Origin of the sequence: Anaerobacillus sp., from assembly GCF_046314235.1 — a bacterium.
Taxonomy (GTDB): domain Bacteria; phylum Bacillota; class Bacilli; order Bacillales; family Anaerobacillaceae; genus Anaerobacillus.
Window position 1 is genome coordinate 73,368 of the sequence record NZ_JBKBWN010000012.1, and the last position, 23,995, is coordinate 97,362.

The 23,995-nt window shown below is 36.4% G+C and carries 16 protein-coding genes and 1 pseudogene; 8 read left to right on the forward strand and 9 right to left on the reverse strand.

Annotated features, from left to right (window positions below):
• Positions 1-86: 86 nt before the first annotated feature.
• The 9 genes from ACK4M9_RS16175 to ACK4M9_RS16215 form a co-directional block, all read right to left on the reverse strand.
• Positions 87-1,550: an ABC transporter substrate-binding protein gene (locus tag ACK4M9_RS16175; protein WP_409852768.1), complete on the reverse strand. Its 1,464-nt coding sequence runs from the start codon at positions 1,548-1,550 to the stop codon at positions 87-89.
• Between the two features lie 39 nt (positions 1,551-1,589).
• Entirely contained in the window at positions 1,590-2,591 is a 1,002-nt protein-coding gene (locus ACK4M9_RS16180) for a carbohydrate ABC transporter permease (protein WP_409852771.1), read from the reverse strand.
• Positions 2,592-2,605: 14 nt separating this feature from the next.
• On the reverse strand, positions 2,606-3,460 hold the full coding sequence (locus tag ACK4M9_RS16185; protein WP_409852773.1) for a carbohydrate ABC transporter permease: 855 nt from the start codon (positions 3,458-3,460) through the stop codon (positions 2,606-2,608).
• Positions 3,457-5,811: a DUF5696 domain-containing protein gene (locus ACK4M9_RS16190; RefSeq protein WP_409852775.1), complete on the reverse strand. Its 2,355-nt coding sequence runs from the start codon at positions 5,809-5,811 to the stop codon at positions 3,457-3,459. The genes ACK4M9_RS16185 and ACK4M9_RS16190 overlap by 4 nt, the downstream gene beginning before the upstream one ends.
• Entirely contained in the window at positions 5,798-7,840 is a 2,043-nt protein-coding gene (locus ACK4M9_RS16195) for a YIP1 family protein (protein WP_409852778.1), read from the reverse strand. Before ACK4M9_RS16195 ends, ACK4M9_RS16190 begins: the two co-directional genes overlap by 14 nt.
• 8 nt (positions 7,841-7,848) lie before the next feature.
• A complete protein-coding gene (locus ACK4M9_RS16200; RefSeq protein ID WP_409852781.1) occupies positions 7,849-8,718 on the reverse strand; it encodes a carbohydrate ABC transporter permease in 870 nt (289 codons plus the stop codon).
• Positions 8,719-8,733: 15 nt separating this feature from the next.
• Entirely contained in the window at positions 8,734-9,696 is a 963-nt protein-coding gene (locus tag ACK4M9_RS16205; RefSeq protein WP_409852784.1) for a carbohydrate ABC transporter permease, read from the reverse strand.
• 14 nt (positions 9,697-9,710) lie between these two features.
• Complete coding sequence (locus ACK4M9_RS16210; RefSeq protein WP_409852786.1) at positions 9,711-12,626, reverse strand: extracellular solute-binding protein; 2,916 nt, start codon at positions 12,624-12,626, stop codon at positions 9,711-9,713.
• 282 nt (positions 12,627-12,908) lie between these two features.
• Positions 12,909-15,137 carry an alpha-galactosidase gene (locus ACK4M9_RS16215; RefSeq protein ID WP_409852789.1) on the reverse strand — a complete coding sequence of 743 codons (2,229 nt, stop codon included), beginning with the start codon at positions 15,135-15,137 and terminating at the stop codon, positions 12,909-12,911.
• Positions 15,138-15,574: 437 nt separating this feature from the next.
• Between ACK4M9_RS16215 and ACK4M9_RS16220 the strand changes: the two genes are divergently transcribed.
• The 8 genes and pseudogenes from ACK4M9_RS16220 (at position 15,575) to ACK4M9_RS16255 (ending at position 23,928) form a co-directional block, all read left to right on the forward strand.
• The gene (locus tag ACK4M9_RS16220; RefSeq protein ID WP_409852791.1) at positions 15,575-16,222 is read left to right on the forward strand and encodes a transcriptional regulator; all 648 of its coding nucleotides are present in this window, start codon (positions 15,575-15,577) and stop codon (positions 16,220-16,222) included.
• 402 nt (positions 16,223-16,624) lie between these two features.
• Positions 16,625-17,312: pseudogene (locus tag ACK4M9_RS16225) on the forward strand (CobW family GTP-binding protein); the annotation flags it as partial.
• 233 nt (positions 17,313-17,545) lie between these two features.
• Entirely contained in the window at positions 17,546-18,109 is a 564-nt protein-coding gene (ahpC, locus tag ACK4M9_RS16230; protein WP_409852794.1) for an alkyl hydroperoxide reductase subunit C, read from the forward strand.
• Between the two features lie 12 nt (positions 18,110-18,121).
• Positions 18,122-19,651, forward strand: a complete 1,530-nt coding sequence (ahpF, locus tag ACK4M9_RS16235) for an alkyl hydroperoxide reductase subunit F (RefSeq protein ID WP_409852796.1) — start codon at positions 18,122-18,124, stop codon at positions 19,649-19,651.
• Positions 19,652-19,981: 330 nt separating this feature from the next.
• Positions 19,982-21,049 (forward strand): iron-siderophore ABC transporter substrate-binding protein, encoded by a 1,068-nt coding sequence (locus ACK4M9_RS16240; RefSeq protein ID WP_409852798.1) that lies wholly within the window; start codon positions 19,982-19,984, stop codon positions 21,047-21,049.
• Between the two features lies 1 nt (position 21,050).
• Positions 21,051-22,085 carry a FecCD family ABC transporter permease gene (locus ACK4M9_RS16245; protein ID WP_409852800.1) on the forward strand — a complete coding sequence of 345 codons (1,035 nt, stop codon included), beginning with the start codon at positions 21,051-21,053 and terminating at the stop codon, positions 22,083-22,085.
• Positions 22,082-23,113 (forward strand): FecCD family ABC transporter permease, encoded by a 1,032-nt coding sequence (locus ACK4M9_RS16250; RefSeq protein ID WP_409852803.1) that lies wholly within the window; start codon positions 22,082-22,084, stop codon positions 23,111-23,113. Before ACK4M9_RS16245 ends, ACK4M9_RS16250 begins: the two co-directional genes overlap by 4 nt.
• Positions 23,113-23,928, forward strand: coding sequence for an ABC transporter ATP-binding protein (locus ACK4M9_RS16255; RefSeq protein WP_409852806.1), 816 nt, complete (start codon positions 23,113-23,115; stop codon positions 23,926-23,928). The genes ACK4M9_RS16250 and ACK4M9_RS16255 overlap by 1 nt, the downstream gene beginning before the upstream one ends.
• The last annotated feature ends 67 nt before the right edge of the window (positions 23,929-23,995 follow it).

The window sequence follows — 23,995 nt, forward strand, 5'->3', positions numbered from 1 at the left end:
CTTTCCAGTAAAAAAGTCAAAAACTAAATTTTTTACTGTCAAAACATTTGCTTGTCGAGGCTTAACACGCGCTTATGCTTTTCAATTTACCAGAACAATTCTTCCATTGCCTCTTCACGATATTTATTAATCATCTCTGTTAGATTTTGAGAGATGTCATGCGCATTAACCGATCCATCAATAATCGCCGCTTGAACATCTCCGTATTCTCCACCAAAATAAACTTCATCTAAAAATGTTTGAAAGCCTGGTTGAGAAGCACCACCAAGTGGAATTGGTTCCTTCGCTCTTTCTAAGAAGTTACTTACATACTCAGTTTGCGGAAGAAGCTTCTTAAGACCATTCCAGATTTCTGCATCGTCGATTAATGGAAGACCACCATCTGGGAATGTGAACACAAGTGAGCCATCGTCATGTTTTAATGTTTCAAACGCTTCTAGTTTCGCTAACCAACCTTCTTTACCCCAACCGAAAAACTTCATTAACTCATAAGCTTCGCGTGGGTGCTTTGTTGCAGAAGACATCGCAGCAAAATCCGTAAATGCAGGTTTGTGTAATGCACTTGCATTATCTCCACGAGGAACTACGTAAGGTACCCATTTAATACCCTTGTCTACAAATTCAGGCTGTGAAAATAAACCCATCGTCCACCATGCATCTAATTGCATTGCAATACGACCAGTACTAGCAGCCCATAATAACCGATCACCAAAAGCCGCTTCTGCTTCATCTGTATCAAAGAACGGTGCATGTACACCACTTCTTACAAACTGAGCATGTTGAGTCATAGCGTCTGCCCAATCTTTAGTTAGGTCATATTTCTCTCCATCCCAACCGAATTCGCCGAACGCATCTTGATTAACAATTGGCGCCATCGTTAAAAGTTGAGTAAATGAGTTGTAGCCAAAAATCCCTTGTTCTGGAACTGTCATTTCCTGCATTAAGTCAATCATTTCACTATATGTCCAATCTGGCGAAGGCATTGGAACGTTTAATTTATCAAATAAATTTTCATCTAAATAGATTGTGAATGGTAGATATTGCGCAGGAGCTGCAAGTTTTCGCTCTCCGTCAAAATAACCCATACCTTTCATCGTCGATAAAACGTTATCACTTTCAGGATCATTATTAAAGTACTCAGTCATATCTCCTAACCAGCCATTTCTAATCGGAACGTCTACATTTCCTAGGTACCAATATACATCAGGTAAATCGCCTGTACTTGCTAGGTTTGTTAAATGATCATTCCAGCCATCAAATTCTAGGTTTACAATTTCAACTTTAATATTCGGATACTTATCCATAAATTTCTCAGCTAAAAACTGATTTAGTACTGGATTTGACCACGAAGCATACGTAAGCGTGATTTCATCCGTTGTCATCGGCTCCAGACTCTCTTCCACATTCTTTTCATCCGTAGGTTGATTTTCTTTCGTACCTTCAGAAGGTTTGCCTCCTTCATCTACACCTGTTTCATTAGAACAACCAACAACCAATAAAAGCATTAATAAAACCGAAAAAACGATACCTAATAAAGACTTCCTAGCCATATAACTTTCCCCCGTTTCGATTTTTTTATATTACGGTGATTACTCACCGGCAATACCAGTTCTGTCAACACTTTCTACAAAGTACCTTTGTAGAAAAAAGTAAATGAGCAATAAAGGTAAAATACTTATGATCGTGCCAGCCATTTTAATTCCTTCATTTATTCTATTGGGACTATTTTCAGTAACCGGATACATCGCCTCATACGTTTGTTCAAACTGCTGTAGCTGAAGTAATATTGTTGTTAGATCATTCGATCTGCTCGTTAAATATAAACTAGTTAAATAGGTTTCATTCCAGTACCATACAAACGAGAATAAGAATGCGATGATAAAAGCAGGTACTGCCATTGGCACAGCAATCCGGAAGAAACATGTGAATTGATTTGCGCCATCGACTTCAGCAGCCTCATATAATGACTGCGGTGTCTGTTTGAAAAATTGATAGAAAATCAAGATGAAAATGGTACTATTTAACCCTTGTCCTAAGGCTGCCGGAACAATAAAAGCATTTAGTGAACCTGTTAATTCAAAGGTGCTAAATAACCGGTATGTTGGCATCATTAGAATTTGTGGAGGTACTATAAAACTAAAAATCATTAATGCAAAAAAGAGTTTTTTAAACCTAAAGTTATATCGTGCAAAACCAAACCCTACTATTGAAGCAACCGCCACTTGAAAAATGGTAGGGACTGTAGCAATTAGTAAACTACCAGAAAGAGAATCTTTGATATTCATAACCGAATAGGCTCGTGAATAATTTTCTGTATAAAAAGTGGAAGGTATCCATTTTACCGCCGAGTCTAACAAATCTTCTAAGGATTGCATACTAGTAATAAACATATAAAGCACTGGATACAAATAGACAAAACCAATCGATACCAACATTGTATAAATTATAAGTTTTAATAATAGGCCTCTACGGTCATTAAACCCGAATAAAAGGCGAGCAATCTTTGCTTTTGCAATTCTATATTTTTCTTTTTTGCTTACCTGATCATTTCTTAGCAGAGTATAAAATTCTTTTGTTTTAAGAACTGCCATGGTCCTCCACCTTTCTATAGAACTCTTTTGGTTTCTTTTTCTCGGAAAACCAAGAAAATGACGACAAGCAATATCGAGATAATTACTGCATACATCCAGGCCATTGCAGATGCGAATCCATAGCCCCTAGTGGCTGAGAACATATTCGCGTAAATAAGATTAATAATCGTGTTTTGACTGCTATTTGCTAAAAATACAAGCGTGTATACAAAATTAATTAAAATGATCGGTTTAATCGATGGCAAGGTAATTTTCCAAAAACATTCCCAACCTGAAGCTCCATCGATTTTTGCCGCTTCATATAATGCAGGATCAATCTTCTGTAATACCGCAAGGAAAATTAAAATTTGTACACCTGAATACCATAAGATAATAATAATTTGATTGAATAACTCTCCAATTACTACGGCAAACCACATAGGGAAAAATTGAATGAGTACTCCTATGATTACACCTTGATTTACCATTGGCACTGTCGTTGCACCTTGGCTAATTAGCTGATCTATGACCGGACCGCTTGCAACAATAACTGGTAAGAAGAAAATGGTCCGAAACGCTCCTTGGAATTTCACTTTTTCATTTAATAACATCGCAATAATCAAGGCAAAGACCACAATAACCGGCACTCGAAGTGCGATATGAAGCACAAATTGAAGCAGTTCCTGAATAAAAAACATATCCTTCAACCAAACATCCAAATAGTTATTGAAACCAACATATTTAAATTGCAGGCCTACAGGTGTAATTCTCATATTGTTCAAACTAAAGTAGAATGATTGACCTAACGGCCATAATACAAGAAGTATAAAACCAATTAACCAAGGTGAGATAAATAAATATCCATATAAGCTTTTTCTATTAATTTTCAATGGCCTTGCACCACCTTATAAGACAACGCATCTATTGTTTGTCCCGCGATCGTAACACCATGCTCTTGATAGTTTACATAAATAACAATTCCGTTATCATATGTGACGGTTGTCAAACCATTTGACCGTTCATAATTTGTAATGACTGAGTTTTTGGTCGCTACGTGGATCTCTTTTAATTCCTCATAATATTGCTGAATGACTTCTTGATAACGCTCGTACTTTGAACTGTATATATGTGAAGAATTCGTATATAACAAGTCCGATGGATCTTCGTGCGTAATTAAAAATGAAGGGTTTAACCCTTGTTCCACTAACTGTAAGAAGAACTCTTTTTGGTTCGCTTGGAAGTTTACATACTCAGAGTACATCGGAACAACTCCTTTTAAAGTTAACGCAATAAAAGGGATATCTTCACTTGTAAAAACGTAATTTGAAGAGCTTGCTGGAAGATCAATAATCGCATTTGTATACTTCCATAAATATGAAAACGGTTGTTCAAGCAATAAATTAAACTGCTGATCGTAGTTAGAAATAATTGATTCATAGTATCCTTTTGTCGTGATTCGATCATATTCCTTATTGCTTTCACTGTAAGAAAATAACTCATTTGAGATACCTGCAAGTAAGACGTTTTGAACTCCATTTTTTGTGTAGCTCTTATTCATCTTTTCCAAAACATCAACCGATGATTTCGGATTTAAATAATTAAAGGAACGATACACATTACCGTAAACATCTTCACTATATTGTCGTTTATTTAATTTTCTCATCACTTTATAGGTTGGATTTCGGTATTCATCTAAATTAATTCTCAGTCCATCGTGATACAAAAACAGATCAATATTGCGTTGATTACTTTCCTTCAGTAAATCTTGTAGACTTTTACGATCATCTAGTGTTGATTCAGGCTTAAACGAACGAATTGGCAAGCCACCATAGTATCCTTTATTTTGCCACCCTTTATAAATCGATAAAATTTGCTCTACACCGTTTTGTTGCAAATCTTCATAGATATCGCTTGCCTGACCAAATGTTGTCATAGCAACATCTTTTTTAAAGATCAAGCCATTTTCAACATCTGCTCCAAACAAATCGACTCTTACCTTGAAGTCATCTTCCGTTTTACTAATTAAATCGTTATCAATTAAATAAGTACGATATTTCTCAGCTAAACCAAAATATGTGGCTTGCTCCTTGGACACCAATTCATAGCGAACTCTGATATTAAAGTCATTCATATTTCTCTGACGAACTACCATCGTTCCCGATTGTTGACTTGTTGGTTGATTATAGACTTGACGATAAATAAACTTTGATGTGATCCAATTATATGGAAGAATAGCTCCACTTGGATACGCTTCGATTTTTGCACTATACTGACCTTCTTCTATTATTCCAAGAAAACCGATTTCTGAATCGGTTTGAACCATTCCAAAAACAGGTGCTAGAATTTTTTCAGGGTCATTGAATGGGTTCCTCCCATTAAACAGCGACAAAACAAAAGGATCATCGATACCAACATTATTACCGTAGACCATTTCCGAATACGGTTGTCGATATTTCCCATCATTATCTTTCAGTTGTATTAAAGCTCCTGACCCATCTGGGATAAACATATACCCCTCACGCTCTCCCAATTTTGAATAGCCTAAAAACGGGTAAACATAAAAGCCAGATACTCGATACCGATCATTATTTTCTTGGATTTTCTCTTTAGGGATTTCCGCTACAAACCCAGAATCAGTTAACGTAACCTCTAATTCATAAGAGATTTCAAGCTCAGGATAATAAATTGTTGCGTTAAAGCCGTTTTCTGTGTATGTCACTTCTTTTTCCGGACTTTTCGAATACATGTCAGCTCTATATGTAACAATATTCGTTCCTACTAAATACTCCATAATGATCGAGGACTTCATAAAATTTGTCCATGCTTCATTACTTTTTACAGGCTTATCAATTGTAGAGTACAACACTGCTCCAGTATTCTTTTCTCTCATAATGATAGAGAGATTTTCTTCTTTAACATACATTTCATATTGTGTATTCTCTGTTACATACTTATGGCCATCGATTTGTTGTTGCTTCGAGTTAATAATTTTCACTCTATTTTCAAGTCCATCATCATCCATACCTATTTGCTCTGGAACAGGAATTTCTGCAGCAGGTTGTTCCTCATCTGGTTCAGCTTCACCAGAATTAGGCTGTGATGGCTCTGGTATAGTTGGAGTGTTCGGGACGTTCACTGCAGTGTCCGAGTCGTCTCTAGTAAATACAAACGTAAGGAGACTACCGACAATTGCAATAAAAAGGATAATCTTTATCGCCGTTTTTATTTTAACGATTTTCAAATCGATACACCCCCTCGTTAAAAATAGAAATGAAGAATTGAAGCATTTGGGAAATTAATACGTATACAATAAAGATTAACAATACTCCAATAAGGATCGTAAACAATGTCAAAAAGAGTATTTTAATCGTTTCTTTTACTGAATAATCATTAATCTCTTTAACCATTATGAAGATCAAAATTGCTACCCATGAGTAAGTGAAAAAATTTGTGAAGTTAAGCAAATAAACTTCATTAAAGGTTAAAAAATTGCTAAAGACTATTACAAAAGGTTTAATCATAAAATATGGGGCGAACGAATAGATAAAGCCACTATAAATGTGCTGGAATTTCCCTTCCCCATCATTGATTGTACAAATTAAATAATTTGATATAATCACTAAAAGAAAGGCAACAGCCACAAAAGCAAAATCTGAACCAATTGCAAATTCACCGTCTTCAACCGTTCTAAAAATAAAACCTGAATAGTACTTTTCTAAGATAAAAAGAATGAAAAACACAAACATTAATATAGTTGAAGAAAGGTAACTTGTTTTATTTTCATATTTAATACTATAAAAACTATCAATAGGATGACGGATCAAATTTTTTAAGAAAACAAGGTCCTTTACTAATTTCAAATTATATTTATCATTCATTCTTGTTTTAAATGTGCACCAGAAGCGATACTTTCTTTCAAATCTACTTATTACTTTTTTCAAGATAACTAACGCAATGATGATATAAAGAAGATTAATAATATTTTCTCGCATCCAGATATTTCGATTTTCCCAAAAAGCATCAGAATAACCTGACTTATATTTGGCTGCCCGAAATGAGTTTAAAGCATCTTGATAATTTTCTTCTTTAAAATAGGCTTCACCTAATCCTAAATTGGCAAAGTCGAACAAACTATTTTGCCTAATAACCTCTTGCCATGGCTCCTTACTCTCCCGATAATCTCCATTTTGATAAAGAACTAATGCGTCATGGACCAAATTTGCAAATTCCGTCGGTTGAAAGACTTGAATTTGTCTTTTTTCAGGATCAAGTGCGTAGATATTGTCATTTTCATCTAAGGCGATAGCTGAAATTTTGCTAAACAGTCCAACTCGCTGTCTACCGTCATCTCTACCACCAAAAACAAATAATAAATTCCCCTCACTGGTATATTCATAAATAAATCCATTTTCACCAGAAACAAAGATATTATCTAATGATCCGATATCAATAGATGACGGAAAAGGGTCATAGACGTTCATATCAAGAATGTTTAATCCTGCCATATTTAACTTTTTTACCGATAAAATCCTTTCACCTTGAGTTACTGTAAAAACAAGACCTCGTTTATCGATATTAAGATTATGAGCATTAGGTGGCACCATGCTGATCATTCTACTAAGTTGTTCATCAGTAAAGATTGCTTTTCTAAATACTGTTAACGGAGTTACGGTTGTTCTGTTCGGCGAAAAGTAGCCAATAAATTGTCCACTATTTGCATTAATTTGTATAATCCCGTTTGAATTCCCACGAGAGATGATATAGATGTTTTCACGACGATCGACAGCAACTTTTTCAGGCACAAATGTTGATGTTTTCCCAAATAAGATACTATCAGGTCTGCCATATTCAGCCAGTAATTCACCATTTAATGAAAACACGAATACTTTCGCAGCTACTTCATCAGCAACATACAACTTATCATCTTCCGATAAGAAAATGCCATTTGGGCTAGATAACACGCCTTCACCAATAATTCGTACTAGCTCACCATTCTTATTACCAACTAGAATGCGTTTATTACCAGTATCCGAGACATACAACAGCCCGTTTTTATCAATCTTCAAATCGGAGGCTTGTCGAAACAATTCATCTCCAAATTTTACAATTGTATCCCTAACTGTATAAGCCGTCTGGGTTTCAACATAGTTTCCATAGCCATCTTCAGTAAATGTTTTATAAGCTGTATTGGCAAAACTATGAATCGGATTGACAAAGAAAAAAATCATTAAACATATTACAAGTGTTCTTAATTTAAATTTCTTAAGCATTTTCACACCTACTTTAACCCAGAATGCGACATCGTGTTCATGACCATGCTTTGCAGAATAACAAATAAAATTAAATTCGGAATAAACATAATTAATGAGGCTACAGCCGCCATCCCTTGACCAACAACTACATTTGTATTGGCCACAAGTGTATTCATAAAGAAAGCAAGTGTTCTCATATTTTCACTCGTCGTAAACAAAATTGAGGTTTCTAGATTATTCCATACTAATTGGAACGCTAATATTGCAGCTGTTGCAATTGCTGGTTTAATTAATGGCAAGATTATCTTTAAGTAGATTTTAAACTCACTTGCTCCGTCAATTACTGCAGCTTCAATTAAGGAGTCTGGAATTTGATCAATAAACTGCTTCAATAAAAACAAACCAACTGGCATCGCAAGTAGGGGAAGAATATGTGCAAAAAAAGTATCTTCAATTCCTAAGTACGAAACAGTCAGAAATCTTGGAATTATAACGGCGATTGGAACAAACATCAAGGCAGCGTTATTAATTTCAAAAATAGTAAATTTCCCTTTAAAATTCTTTTTAGATAGCACATAGCCTGCCAACGTAGATATAAATACAGACAAAAACACAACTGATACAGTTACAATTACACTGTTTAATACATATCTACTCATCGGGATCCCAGAGGCATTTGCTAATTCAAACAGATTTGTAAAGTTATCAAATGTCGGTTTGTAAACAAAAAATCTAGGCGGAAAAGCATATAGTTCATCAAGTGGTTTAAAAGCATGATTAATGATAAAGACGATAGGCAGTAACATAAAGATTGCAAATGGAATTAAGAAGATATAGAATTTCAATTGACTTTTATGAAACCTTTTTGGGTTTGCACCGCTTGTTTTCAGAGCCATAACATCTTTCCCTTCTTATGCTTCGCTAAATAGCTTTTTCGAAATGTGTGCGAATACATAGATAATTAATAATAAAACAACAGAGAGCGCTGCAGCATAACCCATTTCAAACCGAATAAATCCATAATCTTCAATGTGGTTAACAATTAATTGACCGGCATAATTTGGTGTAGGGTTGGACCCGGTAAGCTGAACGCCTATTATACCTGTAGCAAATGTGTTTACGATTGCCATAACTGCTCCAAATAACATTTGTGGTTTCATCGAAGGAATAGTTATGTAAATTAGCTCCTGGAAGCGATTTCGAATTCCATCAATAGCACCGGCTTCATAAAGCGTTTCATCGACATTTAATACACCGGCGAGCATCGCTAGAAATCCAACTCCCATACTGCTCCATAATGCAACAACAATCATAATTAATAAAATAAATCTTGTATCCTGGAGAAATATGAGAGGTTCCGTAATAATACCCCAGCGAATTAGCAGGCTGTTGGCATAACCAGCTTGATTCCCACTAAAAATAATGGTCCAAACAACCGCCATCGCTACTCCAGACGTCATAGATGGTGAATAGAAAATTAACGCTAAGATCATTCGTGGAACAGTTGTTAGCTGGGCTAAACACCAAGCTAGAAGGAAGGCTAAAATATAGCCTCCTGGTCCTACTACAATTGCAAATAAGACAGTATTCGGTAATACGTATTGCATAAAGATCTCATCTTGTGTTAATAGATTAATATAATTTAAAAATCCAACAAAATCCGGACGCTCTATCGTATTGAAGTTAGTAAACGATAGATAGATTGCCATAATGATTGGTATTATGATAAAAAGTGAAAACAGCGCCATATATGGAAGCAAAAAGAGGTAAGGGGTCTTATTGATCCTTTTGGCTTTTTGCAAATTATTTTGAAGCTTTGGATTGCCGATTTTCGCCTCGTCAATCGCAACGCCCAAATTATCTACCTTTTGCATAAAATGCCCCCCGTTTAATCATTAGTAAACTCTGGATTAGGATAATGTTTTATTATTTCTCCATTTCTGATATAGCCAAATTCCTCTAACTTTCGTGAAGTCTCACGATTAATACGTTTACTTGCTAAGTCGATCGCTGTTCTTAAGTTCTGTCCGTCTAGAATGATCGAGTTATAAGCGTTACTAATTTCCCTCTCAAGCATATAGCTTCCAGGTACTCTTGGCACTTCAGTTAACCATTCAGTTTGCTCTATAATGACATTTTTGTGAGCAGTGATCCACGGCAAACCTGCATAAGCCTCCATATTTGCAGTATTCCAAATATACTCTTCACCGTAAGTAGTTTGCAGAATGTTCCCAAAGGCTATTTGTACTTCGGTACTAGACCACCACTTTAAAAATTGCCAAGCTTCTTCACTTTTATTTGTATCTTTGAAAATCAGGTTACTTTCAGCTCCACCAGCAGACCATCTTTCTACTTCTCCAGTCGCATTTTCAACACCTGGCATTAAGGCAATATCCCAAGAGTTCGCTATTTCCGGCGCCGCATTTAAGATAAGGTTGTACATGAAGTAATCAGATATTCCGATTGGTAGAGAACCATCCCTAAATTGCTGATAAAAGCTAGGCACATCATAAGGAATGTTATAAATAGTGAATAGTTCTGTTAACTGCCTCATTCCCTCAATAGCATTATTTTCATTTAGCGCAGTTCGACCAATTGTTTCATTATAAAATCGTCCACCATTCTGATAGATAATCGGCATCGTACCAGCAAATATTTTAAGTCCAGGCATTCCCGCTGTAGGATAAAAGAAGTTCATTCCTCTTCTTTGTAGTTCAGGAAGATACGTTCTTACTTGATCAATCGTTTCCGGGACTGGTAGATCAAGTGAGTCTAAAATATCTTTACGGTAAAATAAAACCCAGAAATTCATTGTGTCTGGCAAAGCAAAAACCCCGTCTTTAACTGTTGCAGGAACATGCAAACCTTCTGGGAACCTCGCCCTCACTTCATCAAAATCTTCAAATTCAGTTAAATCTTGCAACGCTCCCCTGATCGCAATCTCAAAAGGAAGTGCGTAGTTAACACCAACAGCTACATCAGGGGCTTCATTAGCTGCATTCGCCAAAATTAATTTATTTTGGTCTGGCATGATTGATAAATCAACCTTTAAACCAGTGTTTGGTGTAAATTGTTCATCAATTAATTGTTGAATGATCTCAATATACTGTCTAGGACGGTTAACCCAAACTTGCAAATGATCTGGATTTATATTATCAACTGCATAATCTTGATTACCAAATGACTTAAACAATCGTTCAACTTTCGAAAACTGTTTATGGAAGAACCCTATCCGTTCAGGTATATCAGCCGGATCTTGGTAAAAGTAAAATTGATTTAAAGCAAAACCGTTGTTATTAATTTCCTGCATTAAATTACCTAAATATGCAGTAATAGAATTTGTACCAGTCGCTAATTCATTTTTTCTAACAAGAAGCTTATCAACTTCACTGGCAAGGCTTCTCAATTGTTTTTCGGCTATTTTCAGCGAAGTAAACGCTCCAATATCATCAACTGTCGGATTAAACGCGCTCATATTTCCATATAATTGCGCCATTTCATCTGCCCATGAAAATAACTGTGCTGTTACGCCGGGAATAAACTCTTCTACATTAATATCACGGTACCGGTCGACATTCGGACCGGCTAAATTTGTCATTTCTAATGACAACGCTTGAATTTCATTAATTAGACGTTCTACTGCCTCAATTGTTGATTTAATGTAATCTAGACTTATTGCAAAACTAATCGTATGTTTCCCAGCTTCAAGAAAAATAGGGATATTTTCTTTTGTTTCAAGATCATGCACTGTGACATTGGTGAATTTTGATACATAATTAAACGGATAGTTTCTTAATTCTTGAAACGGAACTTCATTATTAATCGCTATATTTAGAAAAACCGGAAAGTCTGCTTTCACATTTTGGCGATAGTCTAAACCTAAAAAATAATAACCTGATTGACCGATTTCAAACTCATATTCAACCTTATGACCAGGTCGTTTAAAAGAGTTATTGTCCAAATAGTTCAATACACGGTTATCTGCACTGTATGGAGTAAGGTCGACATTAAACAATGCCCCAGCACGTATGGAAGAATCATTTCGATACACAATATCTTGGCCTTGGACAAGAACAAATCCGCTACCTTCTACTTCTGTACTTTGATAGTTTGGTAGTTTTTGAGGCGATGACAATTCTAAATACTTAAATAGTATATTTCCTTCAATCATTTTAAACTTAATTTCATTTTCCCCTTTATCTAGGTAGATAAGAAAAGGTTCACTTGTTCGATAACTTGAATCCCCTATGAACTTTTTTTGCCAATCAACTACTTTAATCGGCTGCGGCACTATTTCATTGCCATACTTATCCTTAGGGTTTGTATCAGGAGATTTCCATCTACTTTCAAATACTAAATTTCTTAGTTCATAAAAAGGAAACTCATTATTCACTTTCATTTCCATTTGTGTAGGCAATACATTTTGCCCATCACTTAAATACGTCAGACCAATATAGTAAAGAGCCTTTTCAGGTGCATCAACCTTCAATGTAACCTCTTCATTTTGCTCAATTCTTACAACGGTTTGCCCAGCAAACTTATCAATATAGGACTGATCAGTAACCAACTTATCCACTTGATTGAATATAATGTCATTCCCGTCGTACTGAGCTATATTTATCTCATCTAAATACGTACTATATTTGTCCTGTAAAATAGAGGCGGCATTCAAAAGATTGACACTACTCTTATTTGAACTTTGTTCACCCGAACCTTCAACTTTCGTATGAAGCGGAATTTGAGAGAATAGTAAAATAAAGATAATGGCACTTAACGTTATTTTCTTAACCTTTATGTAAATCAATAAGATCCCCCCAACCGATAGTTAATATAAATATTAATCTAAACTCAATAAAACAGACGAGTGATTAAACTATATGTAAAGTATATACAGTATAGAAAGCGCTGTCAACTGCTTTTTGAGTGGAAAAGTGAACGTTTGTCTTAATTATTAATAAAAATATTAAATTAATATTTTTATTAATAACATATTGGTTTTTATTACTATATCTACAAGCAAAAAAACTTTTGTTTATCAATTGGTAGCTATATATCTTGAAGTCTACCCTAACTTTCCGGAAAGATCTTATACTTTTATACTCTTTACTCTAAATAAATTCGATTTAAAATCGCTAGGGTTCCAATGCTTTCCCCCTGTAATTCGTGGATTACTCAGATGAAGACCGACACTCATTAGTTCATCACCATAAAAAGTCCCAGCAACCCCTTCTATTTCATATTCAAGATCACTTCTTAGACCTTTTAACAACAAACGACTATAGCCTGAGTTAGGTATTTCTAGCACTTGAAAACGCCCCACTACCGCTTCTGTTTTATCTTCTGATACTACTATCCAACTCGTGATATTACCAGCCCTTTCAAATGGGCTCTCAATTCGATAAAAGGTTCCCATTTGAATGAGTTCACGAACTTCTTTGTAAAAGGCAATTTGATTTTTCATCGTTTCTTTGTCCTCATTGCTCATCTGTGTAACATCAAGTTCATAGCCAAAGGCACCAAAATAGGCAACATTTGCCCTTGTCTCTAAACTAGTCACTCTGCCGACTTGATGATTCGGAACAGCTGATACATGTGCGCCCATTGAACTAATCGGATACACAATCGAAGTACCATACTGTATCTTTAATCGTTCCACTGAGTCAGTATCATCGCTAGTCCAGCCTTGTGGTGCATAATATAATATTCCAGGATCAAATCGGCATCCACCACTAGCACACGATTCAAAGAGGATGTCTGGAAATTCACTTGTCAAACGATTATAAAGATCATAAACTCCCAAAATGTAACGATGAGAAACTTCTTGTTGTCGGTTCGCAGGTAACTGAGTAGACCCTATCTCTGTCATATACCGATTCATGTCCCATTTCACGTATGAAATTGATGCTTCACGTAAAACTGTTGCCATCATTTCATAAATAGCATCAACAACTTCCTTTCTAGAGTAATCTAGCACGAATTGATTTCTACTTTGTGATTGACATCTGTTTGGTACATGAATAATCCAATCTGGATGAGCTTCGTATAACTGACTAACTTTCGATACCATTTCCGGCTCAAACCAGAGACCGAACTTCATACCTAGATCATTTATTTTTTGGGATAATCCAACAATGCCATTAGGAAGTTTCTTTTCATGAACAAACCAGTCTCCAAGTGAAGTTCGATCATCATCTCGTTGACCAAACCAGCCATCATCAAGAACAAATAGTTCCACTCCGAGTTGTTTTGCTTCTTTAGCCATAGCTAGTATTTTCTCTTCATTAAAATTAAAGTAAGTACCTTCCCAATTGTTGATTAGAATTGGCCTTTCTAAATCACGCCATTTACCTTTAGCTAGTCTCGTTCTATATAACCTGTGATAAGTTTGGCTCATCCCATTCAATCCTTCTTCAGAATAAACCATGACAACTTCAGGCGTTTGAAAATTCTCACCACTTTCTAGTAGCCAATTAAAGTCAAACGGGTTAATCCCCATCAAAACTCGAGACACATCAAAATGATCTACTTCTACCTGTGCTAAAAAATTTCCACTGTATACAAAACTAAACCCGTATACTTCACCATGACCTTCTGTAGTGGAAGGTCGCTTTAATGCAATAAAAGGATTATGCTGACTACTACTTGTACCTCTCGTGCTTGAGATGCTTTGAACCCCCGGTTGTAGTGTTCTTTCTTTAACATAACGTTCTCTTCCCCACGCCCCAGACAAATGAAGCAAAGTAAAATCAGAATCAACTAAATCAACACTAGCACTCATTGCACGTTTAAGGTTAACACTCTCGCTCCCATGATTAATAAACTTGGAGGTACGTGTTATTGCATTTAAATGTTCCATAACCGAGTAACTTAAGATAATTTCAACATCGATCTCCTTGTCATATAACGAAATTTCCAATGTTGTAGCTTCATCCTCATTTTCCACATAAGTTGCGGGCAAGCCATCAAGTATTGGTTTCCCTTGATAAATTTGATGGTGACAATATTCAAAGTTCGTAATCCTACTACCATTATTTTGTAGTATTTGAAAAGCGGGCTCTCTAAAGTCTGTTGTACCATAGGAAGGGTACTCCTGCTTTATGATTTCTAAAGAAAAGCTATAATCCCCCTCATATACATTCGGCATCGTTGCTCTCGGCCCGATTGTAAACAAGTGTGCAAAGGAACTACGATGAGTTATTTTTTTCCCATAATAAAGTTGACCTAACTGATTATTTTTTAATATCGTAAAAATGTAACTTGTCTTTTCTGTTTGCAAGTGAAATTCTTTACTCAACTTATTAAAATAAATGGCCACATGACCCCTACTTTCTACAACTATTGACAGTTAAACATATTGAACTACAAAGAATATTTTTTCATCGTTGTACGGATGTCACCCCTCAAAATTCGCCATTTATCAGTAATGTTAAAAAGTAATCACTTATAAATAATACTCTATTATTTGTACGTACAAGTTTCCTTCTCTAATTGTATGTGATTTCCTTTCATTTTTCAATAAAGATTTTTTCAACCTACAAAAAATTAATTTCAGTGATTTTAGATACATCAACCATATAAGTGGGTATACTCTTACAAAAACCCTTTAAAAGACAAATAGCGGACTCAGGGTCCTACTTTTACAAGTCTACTAATTTATTTCAATTTCAATAGTTGAAGACTGAATTAGTTCTCGTTATACTTGCTTTGAAGTTGTATATCCAAACCATATTACGAGGAAAGGAAAACTATGAAATGACACTATTTGAACAAAAGTTTAAAGCTTGGTATGAAGAATGTGTTGATACTGAAAAAAATCGTAGAAGGCAAGAAATACTTGAAAAGGGACTAGGACATGGAACAATTGAATTTCTGCGTTCAGTTTGGTTTCCTGCAGTTGGTAACTTTGATCATTTACACCCTGAATGGGAAGTAAGGGATTTCAACAATGGTTTTCGTTATTTAGATCTAGCCTATATGCCAGGTGGCGTCAAAGGAGGGATTGAAATTCAAGGGTATGGTCCACATGCAAGAGATTTAGATGTTAGGCGATTTAAAGATTTGTGTTGGAGACATTCGCTACTTGCACTCGATGGTTGGACATTATTACCAATAGCATATCTGTCCATTAAAGATGAGCAAAAACAATGTCAGCAACTCGTCCTATCTTTCATTGGTAAATTCAGCTCAATTGATGTACCATCTCAATTAACTTGGCTCGAAGCTGAAGTTATCAGATTTTCACATCGCCTTCTACGCCCTTTTACCCCACTTGAACTCGCTAGTCACCTTAGAATTAGCGACCGCCACACAAGACGAATTTTGTATAAATTAGTTGACTTGAAGATCCTAACCGTTGCAAGCGGAAAAGAACGAGCTCGCAGTTACTCACTCAGAATATAATCCCCCTTTAACTTTGTTATTCTCTCTTATTTTTTATTAAAACATCATTAAACTTGCAAATTAATTGTTTAAACATGGACAGTGGTTATCGGTTGCCTTTTGAAGGTCTTATGAGGGTTTCTATTAGAACGAGGACACCTGTTCCCTTATTTGTGTTTGTTTTCATCATTTCAGCAGTTTGGAGGACACAGATGCACTTATTTGCCTTAAATCAGTGTAATACACCCCATTTTTGCTTAAATAAGGGAACCAGGGTCCTACTAACTTGAAAAAAAGCCCTTTAAAGGACAAATAGCGGACTCAGGGTCCTACTTTTACAAGTCTACTGGTTATTTATTTGGATTTTGGACAGACCATTTGATCCTCATTCAACCGAGCGTTCATCCTTGATAATATTTAAAAATAAGGATACAAACTAAAACAGAAAGATTACTATTTAAAAGTCTTATTTCTGCTTTTATATTGAAAAATAACGACGGACTAAGAGTCACTGTCAGTGTCAACGATATGAGTGAAGTCAATATTGATGCTATGCTAGTAAAAAACAATGGTTTTAGAAAAACAGAAGAAAAATTAGTAGAATTACAAAACGGCGCTAATAATTTTCTGGGAAAATTACGCTTCTGGTGAAACGCTTCTTGATCGTTAGGAAGGTACTGATGAAAAAGATACACGTGAGATTTCTGACCTTCTAGTAGATCAAATTGAAATTGCTGATGTCATTATTCTTAACAAAATGGAAATGTTAAAGGAAATCGATAAAATTGAGTTAATTTCTTTTATGAAGAAGCTAAATGGGAATGCTGAGATTATCGAGACATCTTGCAGCAATGTTGATCTAAATAAAGTGTTAAATACAGGCAAATTTGACTTCGATAAAGTGAGCCAGTCAGCTGGATGGATTAAAGAACTAAATGAGGACCATGTTCCTGAAACAGAGGAGTATGGAATAACTTCGTTTGTATTTCGAAGACAAAAACCATTCCACCCTGAGCGACTAATGACTTGGATGGAAAATTGGCCGGCCGAGGTAGTTAGAGCCATAGGTTTCATTTGGGGAGCTTCTCGCAATTACTTTTTATTAGTGTTGTGTTAGCGTGTGCTGCAGTTTCGATTGGTTTAACAAAACAGCTTGACCCATCGTGATAATATCTGGTGATGCTAGTGGATTCATTCTTTTTTAAAAAAAGAAACATGCAAGTTGTATTAGTTGACAAAGAAATCAGTCCTATATAATAATATATACTGAATTAGAATTATTATAGAAAACGAGTTACTCATTCTATTTTAATTCACAAAAAACATACTAGGAGGAAAATTATAATGTCTTTAATTGGAAAAGAAGTATTACCATTCTCAGCAAAAGCTTACAAAAACGGTGAGTTCATCGATGTGACTGAACAAAGCCTTAAAGGTCAATGGAGTATCTTTTGCTTTTATCCAGCAGATTTTACATTTGTTTGTCCAACAGAGCTTGAAGACCTACAAAACGAGTATGCTACATTAAAAGAACTTGGAGTTGAAGTTTACTCTGTTTCTACGGACACTCATTTTACACATAAAGGATGGCATGATAGTTCACCAACGATTGGCAAAATTACATATGCGATGATTGGTGACCCATCACAAAAAATCTCTCGTAACTTCGAGGTCCTAAATGAAGAAGACGGTCTTGCTGATCGCGGAACGTTTATCATCGATCCAGACGGCGTTATCCAAACTGTTGAAATTAGCGCTGGCGGCATTGGCCGTGATGCAAGTATCCTTGTTAACAAAATTAAGGCAGCGCAATATGTTCGTAATAATCCTGGTGAGGTTTGCCCAGCTAAATGGCAAGAAGGTTCTGAAACACTTAAACCAAGCTTAGATCTTGTAGGGAAAATTTAAGGAGTGCTATAAATGGTTCTTGAAACTGAAATAAAAGCACAACTAAATCAATACCTTCAACTAATGGAGGGCGATGTAGTCCTCAAAGTTAGCGCAGGATCCGATGACATCTCTACGAAAATGAAAGCTCTTGTTGATGAGATTGCTTCTATGTCATCAAGAATTTCAGTTGAACACACAGAATTATATCGAACACCTAGCTTTAGTGTGAATCGTGTTGGCGAAGATACTGGAGTTACCTTTGCTGGTATCCCTTTAGGGCACGAATTTACTTCTTTAGTGCTAGCTCTCTTACAAGTAAGCGGAAGAGCACCAAAGGTTGATCAGAAGATCATTGAACAAGTAAAAAATATTAGCGGTGAATATGAGTTTGAAACTTACGTCAGTTTAAGCTGCCATAACTGCCCTGATGTTGTCCAAGCCTTAAACATGATGAGTGTTCTCAACCCTGGTATTACCCACACGATGATTGATGGTGCAGCGTTCAAGCACGAAGTTGACACTAGAAATATCATGAACGTTCCATCGATTTTCTTAAATGGGGAATTCTTTGGTGGTGGGCGAATGACACTTGAAGAGATTCTAGCTAAGATGGGGAATGGCCCAGATGCTTCAGAGTTTGCTGATAAAGATCCATACGATGTACTTGTTGTCGGAGGCGGTCCTGCTGGTGCAAGTGCCGCGATTTATGCAGCACGTAAAGGGATCCGCACCGGGATTGTTGCAGAACGCTTTGGCGGTCAAGTTCTAGACACGATGAGCATTGAGAACTTTATTAGTATGAAACAAACAGAAGGTCCTAAACTTGTGGCAAGCCTTGAAGAGCATGTGAAAGAGTACAATATTGATGTGATGAACTTACAGCGTGCAAAGCGCATTGAAAAGAAAGACCTTTTCGAGCTGGAACTAGAAAACGGTGCTGTTCTTAAGAGTAAAAGTGTCATCATTTCAACGGGTGCTCGTTGGCGTAATGTCGGCGTGCCTGGTGAACAAGAGTTTAAAAACAAAGGTGTAGCCTATTGCCCACATTGTGACGGTCCATTGTTTGAAGGAAAAGACGTAGCGGTTATAGGTGGAGGCAACTCAGGTGTTGAGGCTGCCATTGATCTCGCTGGAATTGTCAATCATGTAACAGTTCTTGAGTTTATGCCAGAACTGAAAGCTGACGCCGTTCTACAAAAACGTCTATACAGTCTTCCTAATGTAACGGTCTTAAAGAACGTTCAAACAAAAGAGATTACCGGTACAGACAAAGTAAACGGTATATCATACATTGAACGTGATACCGAAGAAGTGAAACATATTGAATTACAAGGTGTGTTTGTCCAAATCGGACTTGTACCAAATACCGATTGGTTAGGGGAAACAGTTGACCGTACTCGCTTCGGTGAGATTGTTGTCGATAATCATGGTGCTACAAACGTACCTGGATTGTTTGCTGCGGGAGATTGTACAAATAGTCCATATAAGCAAATCATTATTTCGATGGGTTCAGGAGCAAATGCAGCATTAGGTGCATTCGATTATCTAATCCGGAATTAAGATTTAAAAGCCGCTTTGCTACTTAGACAAGTAGTAAAGCGGCTTTTTTGCGTGATGTAATCTGGGCTAAACACTTAAAATTCAACTAGTACTAGGGAAAGTTATACTTTTGGGATATGATCTACCTTAAAGTTGAAGCCTTAAAAAAGGAAAAACCTGTCTGTGAAAATTGAGATACTTCGTTTATAGTTTAAAGATCCTCGTTTTTGACAACATATACCTTTGAACGTTGTACTAAAAATGTATTGACACTCCGCCTAAGAGATTATATATTGTTGATACTGATAATTATTATCATCAAAATAAAACACCATAAGGAAGTGTACACAAATGAATACTAAACGAAAACTATCAATAATTACAACACTATTGACTGCTATGCTGACGCTTGCACTGGTCGGTTGTTCAGGTCAGCAAATAAGTACTGATCCAGCACCGACTGAGGCTCCTAAAACGGAAACTGCTATATCCGAAGAAGCAACATCTGAATACCCAATCGTAATTAATCATGCTTTTGGTGAAACAGTAATCGAAGAAAAACCTGAGCGTATTGTTACGATTTCATGGGCAAACCAAGATGTTGTTCTTGCTCTTGAAGTTGTGCCTGTAGGGTTCTCATCTGCAAACTACGGAGTGCAAGATGATAGTGGAATGTTACCTTGGACTGCCGAAAAATTAAAAGAATTAGGCGTAGTACAACCAAATCTTTTTCAAGATACTGACGGTTTAGATTTTGAAGCAATTGCAGATGCTGCTCCAGACGTTATTCTTGCAGCATATTCAGGAATTACACAAGAAGATTATGACACGTTAAGTCAAATCGCACCAGTTGTAGCATATGAAACTGGTCCTTGGGTAACTTCATGGAGAGACCAAATTAAATTAAACTCTAAAGGTATGGGAATGGAAAAAGAAGGTTTACAACTTCTAGCTGATTTAGAGAAATTTATCCAAGATAAAGCAAGTGAACACCCTGAAATTAAAGGTAAAAAAGCGACATTTGGTATGTTTATAGTATCAGATCTGTCTAAATTTTATATTTATACTCCAAAAGATCCTCGTGGAGAGTTTCTTGGTGAGTTAGGTATGGTATTCCCTGAAAGTCTAAATAGTCAAATCACAGATCAAAGTAGCTTTTATATTGAATTAAGTGCTGAAAATGCTGATGCGTTAAATGATGCTGATATTATTATTTCATATGGAGATGAAAATACATTAAAAACGCTACAAGCTGATCCGATTCTTGGAAAAGTTCCAGCGATTGAAAGAGGATCTGTAGTAATTGTTGGAGATAATACGCCACTAGCTGCAGCTGGTACTCCAAGTCCACTTTCAATTAAATATACACTTGATGAGTATTTAAACTTAATCTCAGAAGCTGCAAGCAAGTTAAAGTAAAATGATTAACACATCCGTTTCAGAAAATAAGCAGTTACTTATGCCGAAAAACTTCATAAGAGTTCTATTACTCCTTATCGTTTTACTTGGTGTATGTATATTGGCTTCACTTGCTTTTGGTTCTCGTGCAATTGGGTGGACCGAACTAATGAATGCTTTGTTCCACCCAGATATACAGTCTCACGAAGCAATGGTTGTCAGACAAAGGATTGTTAGAACTGTATTTAGTTTAATGTGTGGTGCTGCATTAGGTGTTTCTGGTGCTCTTATGCAATCAGTTACTCGTAATCCTATCGCAGATCCTAGCATATTAGGAGTAAACACAGGAGCCGCTTTATTCGTAGTTTGTGGGATTTCCTTTTTAAATATTAGTACTGCTAGTCAATTCATTTGGTTTGCACTAGCGGGAGCAATCATAACTGCCATTTTTGTGTTCGGAATTGGGTCTATGGGGAGCGGCGGTGCCACGCCCCTTAAACTCGTTTTAGCAGGTGCTGCAACTAGCGCAGCATTGTCGTCTTTAGTTGTCGCAATTATGATTCCCCGTACAAACGTTATGGATCAATTTAGATTTTGGCAAGTAGGAAGTGTTGGAGTAGGAAATTGGAGTACGATCTCTACATTTGTTCCTTTTCTTGTTGTCGGAATTTTAATTGCGATTTTCACGGCTCCAGGATTGAATGCATTAGCATTAGGTGATGAAGTTGCTAAAGGTTTAGGAGTACGAACGGGTACCCTTAGACTTTTTGCTGCTTTTGGCGGTGTTTTATTGTGTGGTGCAGCAACAGCCTTATCAGGTCCTATTGGTTTTATCGGCTTATTAGCTACCCACGTAATTCGTCTCGTTATTGGGCCTGATTTACGTTATGTCATCCCGATGTCAGCTTTAACAGGAGCGCTTATTTTAACGGTATCAGATATATCTGGTAGGCTGATCGGAAGTCCCGGTGAGCTAGAAGTAGGTATTGTTACAGCGTTTATCGGAGCTCCTATATTAATCTTACTAACTATGAAAGCGAAAATGCGTGCGTTATGATAAATGAATCTATGAATTATATTATAGAAGGTAGACTAAAGAGACGTCGGCGTTTTATTTTTATGACTTCCATACTTGTACTTATTACGTTTGCATTAAGTTGCACGATGCTTATGCTTGGAAATACGATTTATCCTGCTTGGGACGTTGTTCGTGTTTTACTAGGCGAAGATGTAAAAGGAGCTTCTTTTGCAGTAGGAACAATCCGTTTACCAAGGATGCTTGCTGGTGTTTTTTCAGGATTTGCTTTCGGTGTTGGCGGCTATATTTTTCAGACAATGTTGCGTAATCCGCTAGCAAACCCAAATGTCATTGGAATAACAGCTGGTTCAAGTGCTGCCGCTGTTTTTTGTATCATTGTTCTTCAAGCAAGTAATATCGTAGTTTCGATTGCTTCAATTTTTGGCGGCCTTGCTACTGTATTCATTATTTTCCTACTATCAAAAGGAACGTCTTTTTCAATAGGTAGATTAATTTTAGTAGGAATTGGAATTCAAGCGATGTTGAACGCTGTTATCTCCTATTTATTACTTATTGGTAAGACTCATGATATTCCAACTGCAATGAGATGGCTTAGTGGTAGTCTAAATGGGGCTAAAATGGAAAACCTATATCCACTAATGATAACTGTGGTCATTCTTGCACCGATTATTATCGCACTTGGAAAACGATTAGACATGTTAGAACTTGGAGAGCAAGCAGCGACTTCACTTGGAATTGATACGAATAAAACAAGAATTGTTCTTGTTATTTGTTCGGTTCTTATTATTGCGTTAGCTACTGCTACAACAGGACCAATCGCATTTGTCGCTTTTCTTGCTGGGCCAATTGCAAAAAGATTAGTTGGTGTTGGATTTTCAAGTATTATTCCAGCAGGTCTTGTTGGGATCATTTTAGTTTTAGCATCAGATCTTATTGGACAATTTGCATTCGTTGCTAGATATCCAGTAGGTGTAATCACGGGCATTCTTGGAGCGCCTTACTTGATTTACTTGCTAATCCGAATCAATCGAAAGGGTGATTTATAATGAGACCTACACATCTTTTTCAATCTGAAAAAATAACTGCTGGATACGATAATAAAACAATTTTAGAAGACGTTAGTATTACTATTCCAAGTAATAAAATAAGCATCATAATTGGTGCTAACGGTTGTGGTAAATCTACACTCCTTAAAACAATGGCTAAGCTTATTAAACCTACTGCAGGTCACGTTAGCTTAGACGGAAAACAAATTCACAAAATGCCACCAAAACAATTGGCGCGTGTGCTAGGGCTTTTGCCTCAATCACCGATTGTTCCTGAGGGAATAACGGTGGCAGATTTAGTTGGGCGAGGGAGATACCCGCATCAAACGTTTTTAAGTGGTTGGACAAAAAAAGACTATGAAGCTGTTGCAGAAGCAATGGAAATAATGAATATTACTGAATTTGCCGATCGTAATATCGACGAGCTTTCAGGCGGACAAAGACAGCGTGTCTGGATTGCAATGGCTCTTGCACAACAAACAGATATTTTGTTTCTTGATGAACCTACAACTTATTTAGATATTACCTATCAAGTTGAAATTCTTGATTTACTAACAGATCTAAACCGAAAACGTGGAACAACAATTGTCATGGTTCTTCATGATATCAATTTGTCGGCACGTTATGCAGATTATATTTTTGCTCTTGAAAAAGGAAAGCTTGTTACAGAAGGCCCGCCATCAAAGGTTATTACAAGCAAATTGATCGAAGAAATTTTTGGACTTCATAGCACTGTCATAAAAGATCCTGTATCAGGCACTCCTTATGTGGTACCGATCGGAAGGTATCATAATAGATTGAGAATGTACTCTTAAATAAAAACTAATACATGTTCGATGCGATTTCCTCATCGGTCATGGTCAGCCCCCCTCCTTGAGGGGG

Excerpts from the sequence above, each read along its gene's own strand:
- ACK4M9_RS16175 (WP_409852768.1), bottom strand. The coding sequence starts at position 1,550 with ATGGCTAGGAAGTCTTTATTAGGTATCGTTTTTTCGGTTTTATTAATG.
- ACK4M9_RS16180 (WP_409852771.1), bottom strand. The coding sequence starts at position 2,591 with ATGGCAGTTCTTAAAACAAAAGAATTTTATACTCTGCTAAGAAATGAT.
- ACK4M9_RS16195 (WP_409852778.1), bottom strand. The coding sequence starts at position 7,840 with ATGCTTAAGAAATTTAAATTAAGAACACTTGTAATATGTTTAATGATT.
- ACK4M9_RS16200 (WP_409852781.1), bottom strand. The coding sequence starts at position 8,718 with ATGGCTCTGAAAACAAGCGGTGCAAACCCAAAAAGGTTTCATAAAAGT.
- ACK4M9_RS16205 (WP_409852784.1), bottom strand. The coding sequence starts at position 9,696 with ATGCAAAAGGTAGATAATTTGGGCGTTGCGATTGACGAGGCGAAAATC.
- ACK4M9_RS16220 (WP_409852791.1), top strand. The coding sequence starts at position 15,575 with ATGACACTATTTGAACAAAAGTTTAAAGCTTGGTATGAAGAATGTGTT.
- ahpC (WP_409852794.1), top strand. The coding sequence starts at position 17,546 with ATGTCTTTAATTGGAAAAGAAGTATTACCATTCTCAGCAAAAGCTTAC.
- ahpF (WP_409852796.1), top strand. The coding sequence starts at position 18,122 with ATGGTTCTTGAAACTGAAATAAAAGCACAACTAAATCAATACCTTCAA.
- ACK4M9_RS16240 (WP_409852798.1), top strand. The coding sequence starts at position 19,982 with ATGAATACTAAACGAAAACTATCAATAATTACAACACTATTGACTGCT.
- ACK4M9_RS16245 (WP_409852800.1), top strand. The coding sequence starts at position 21,051 with ATGATTAACACATCCGTTTCAGAAAATAAGCAGTTACTTATGCCGAAA.
- ACK4M9_RS16250 (WP_409852803.1), top strand. The coding sequence starts at position 22,082 with ATGATAAATGAATCTATGAATTATATTATAGAAGGTAGACTAAAGAGA.
- ACK4M9_RS16255 (WP_409852806.1), top strand. The coding sequence starts at position 23,113 with ATGAGACCTACACATCTTTTTCAATCTGAAAAAATAACTGCTGGATAC.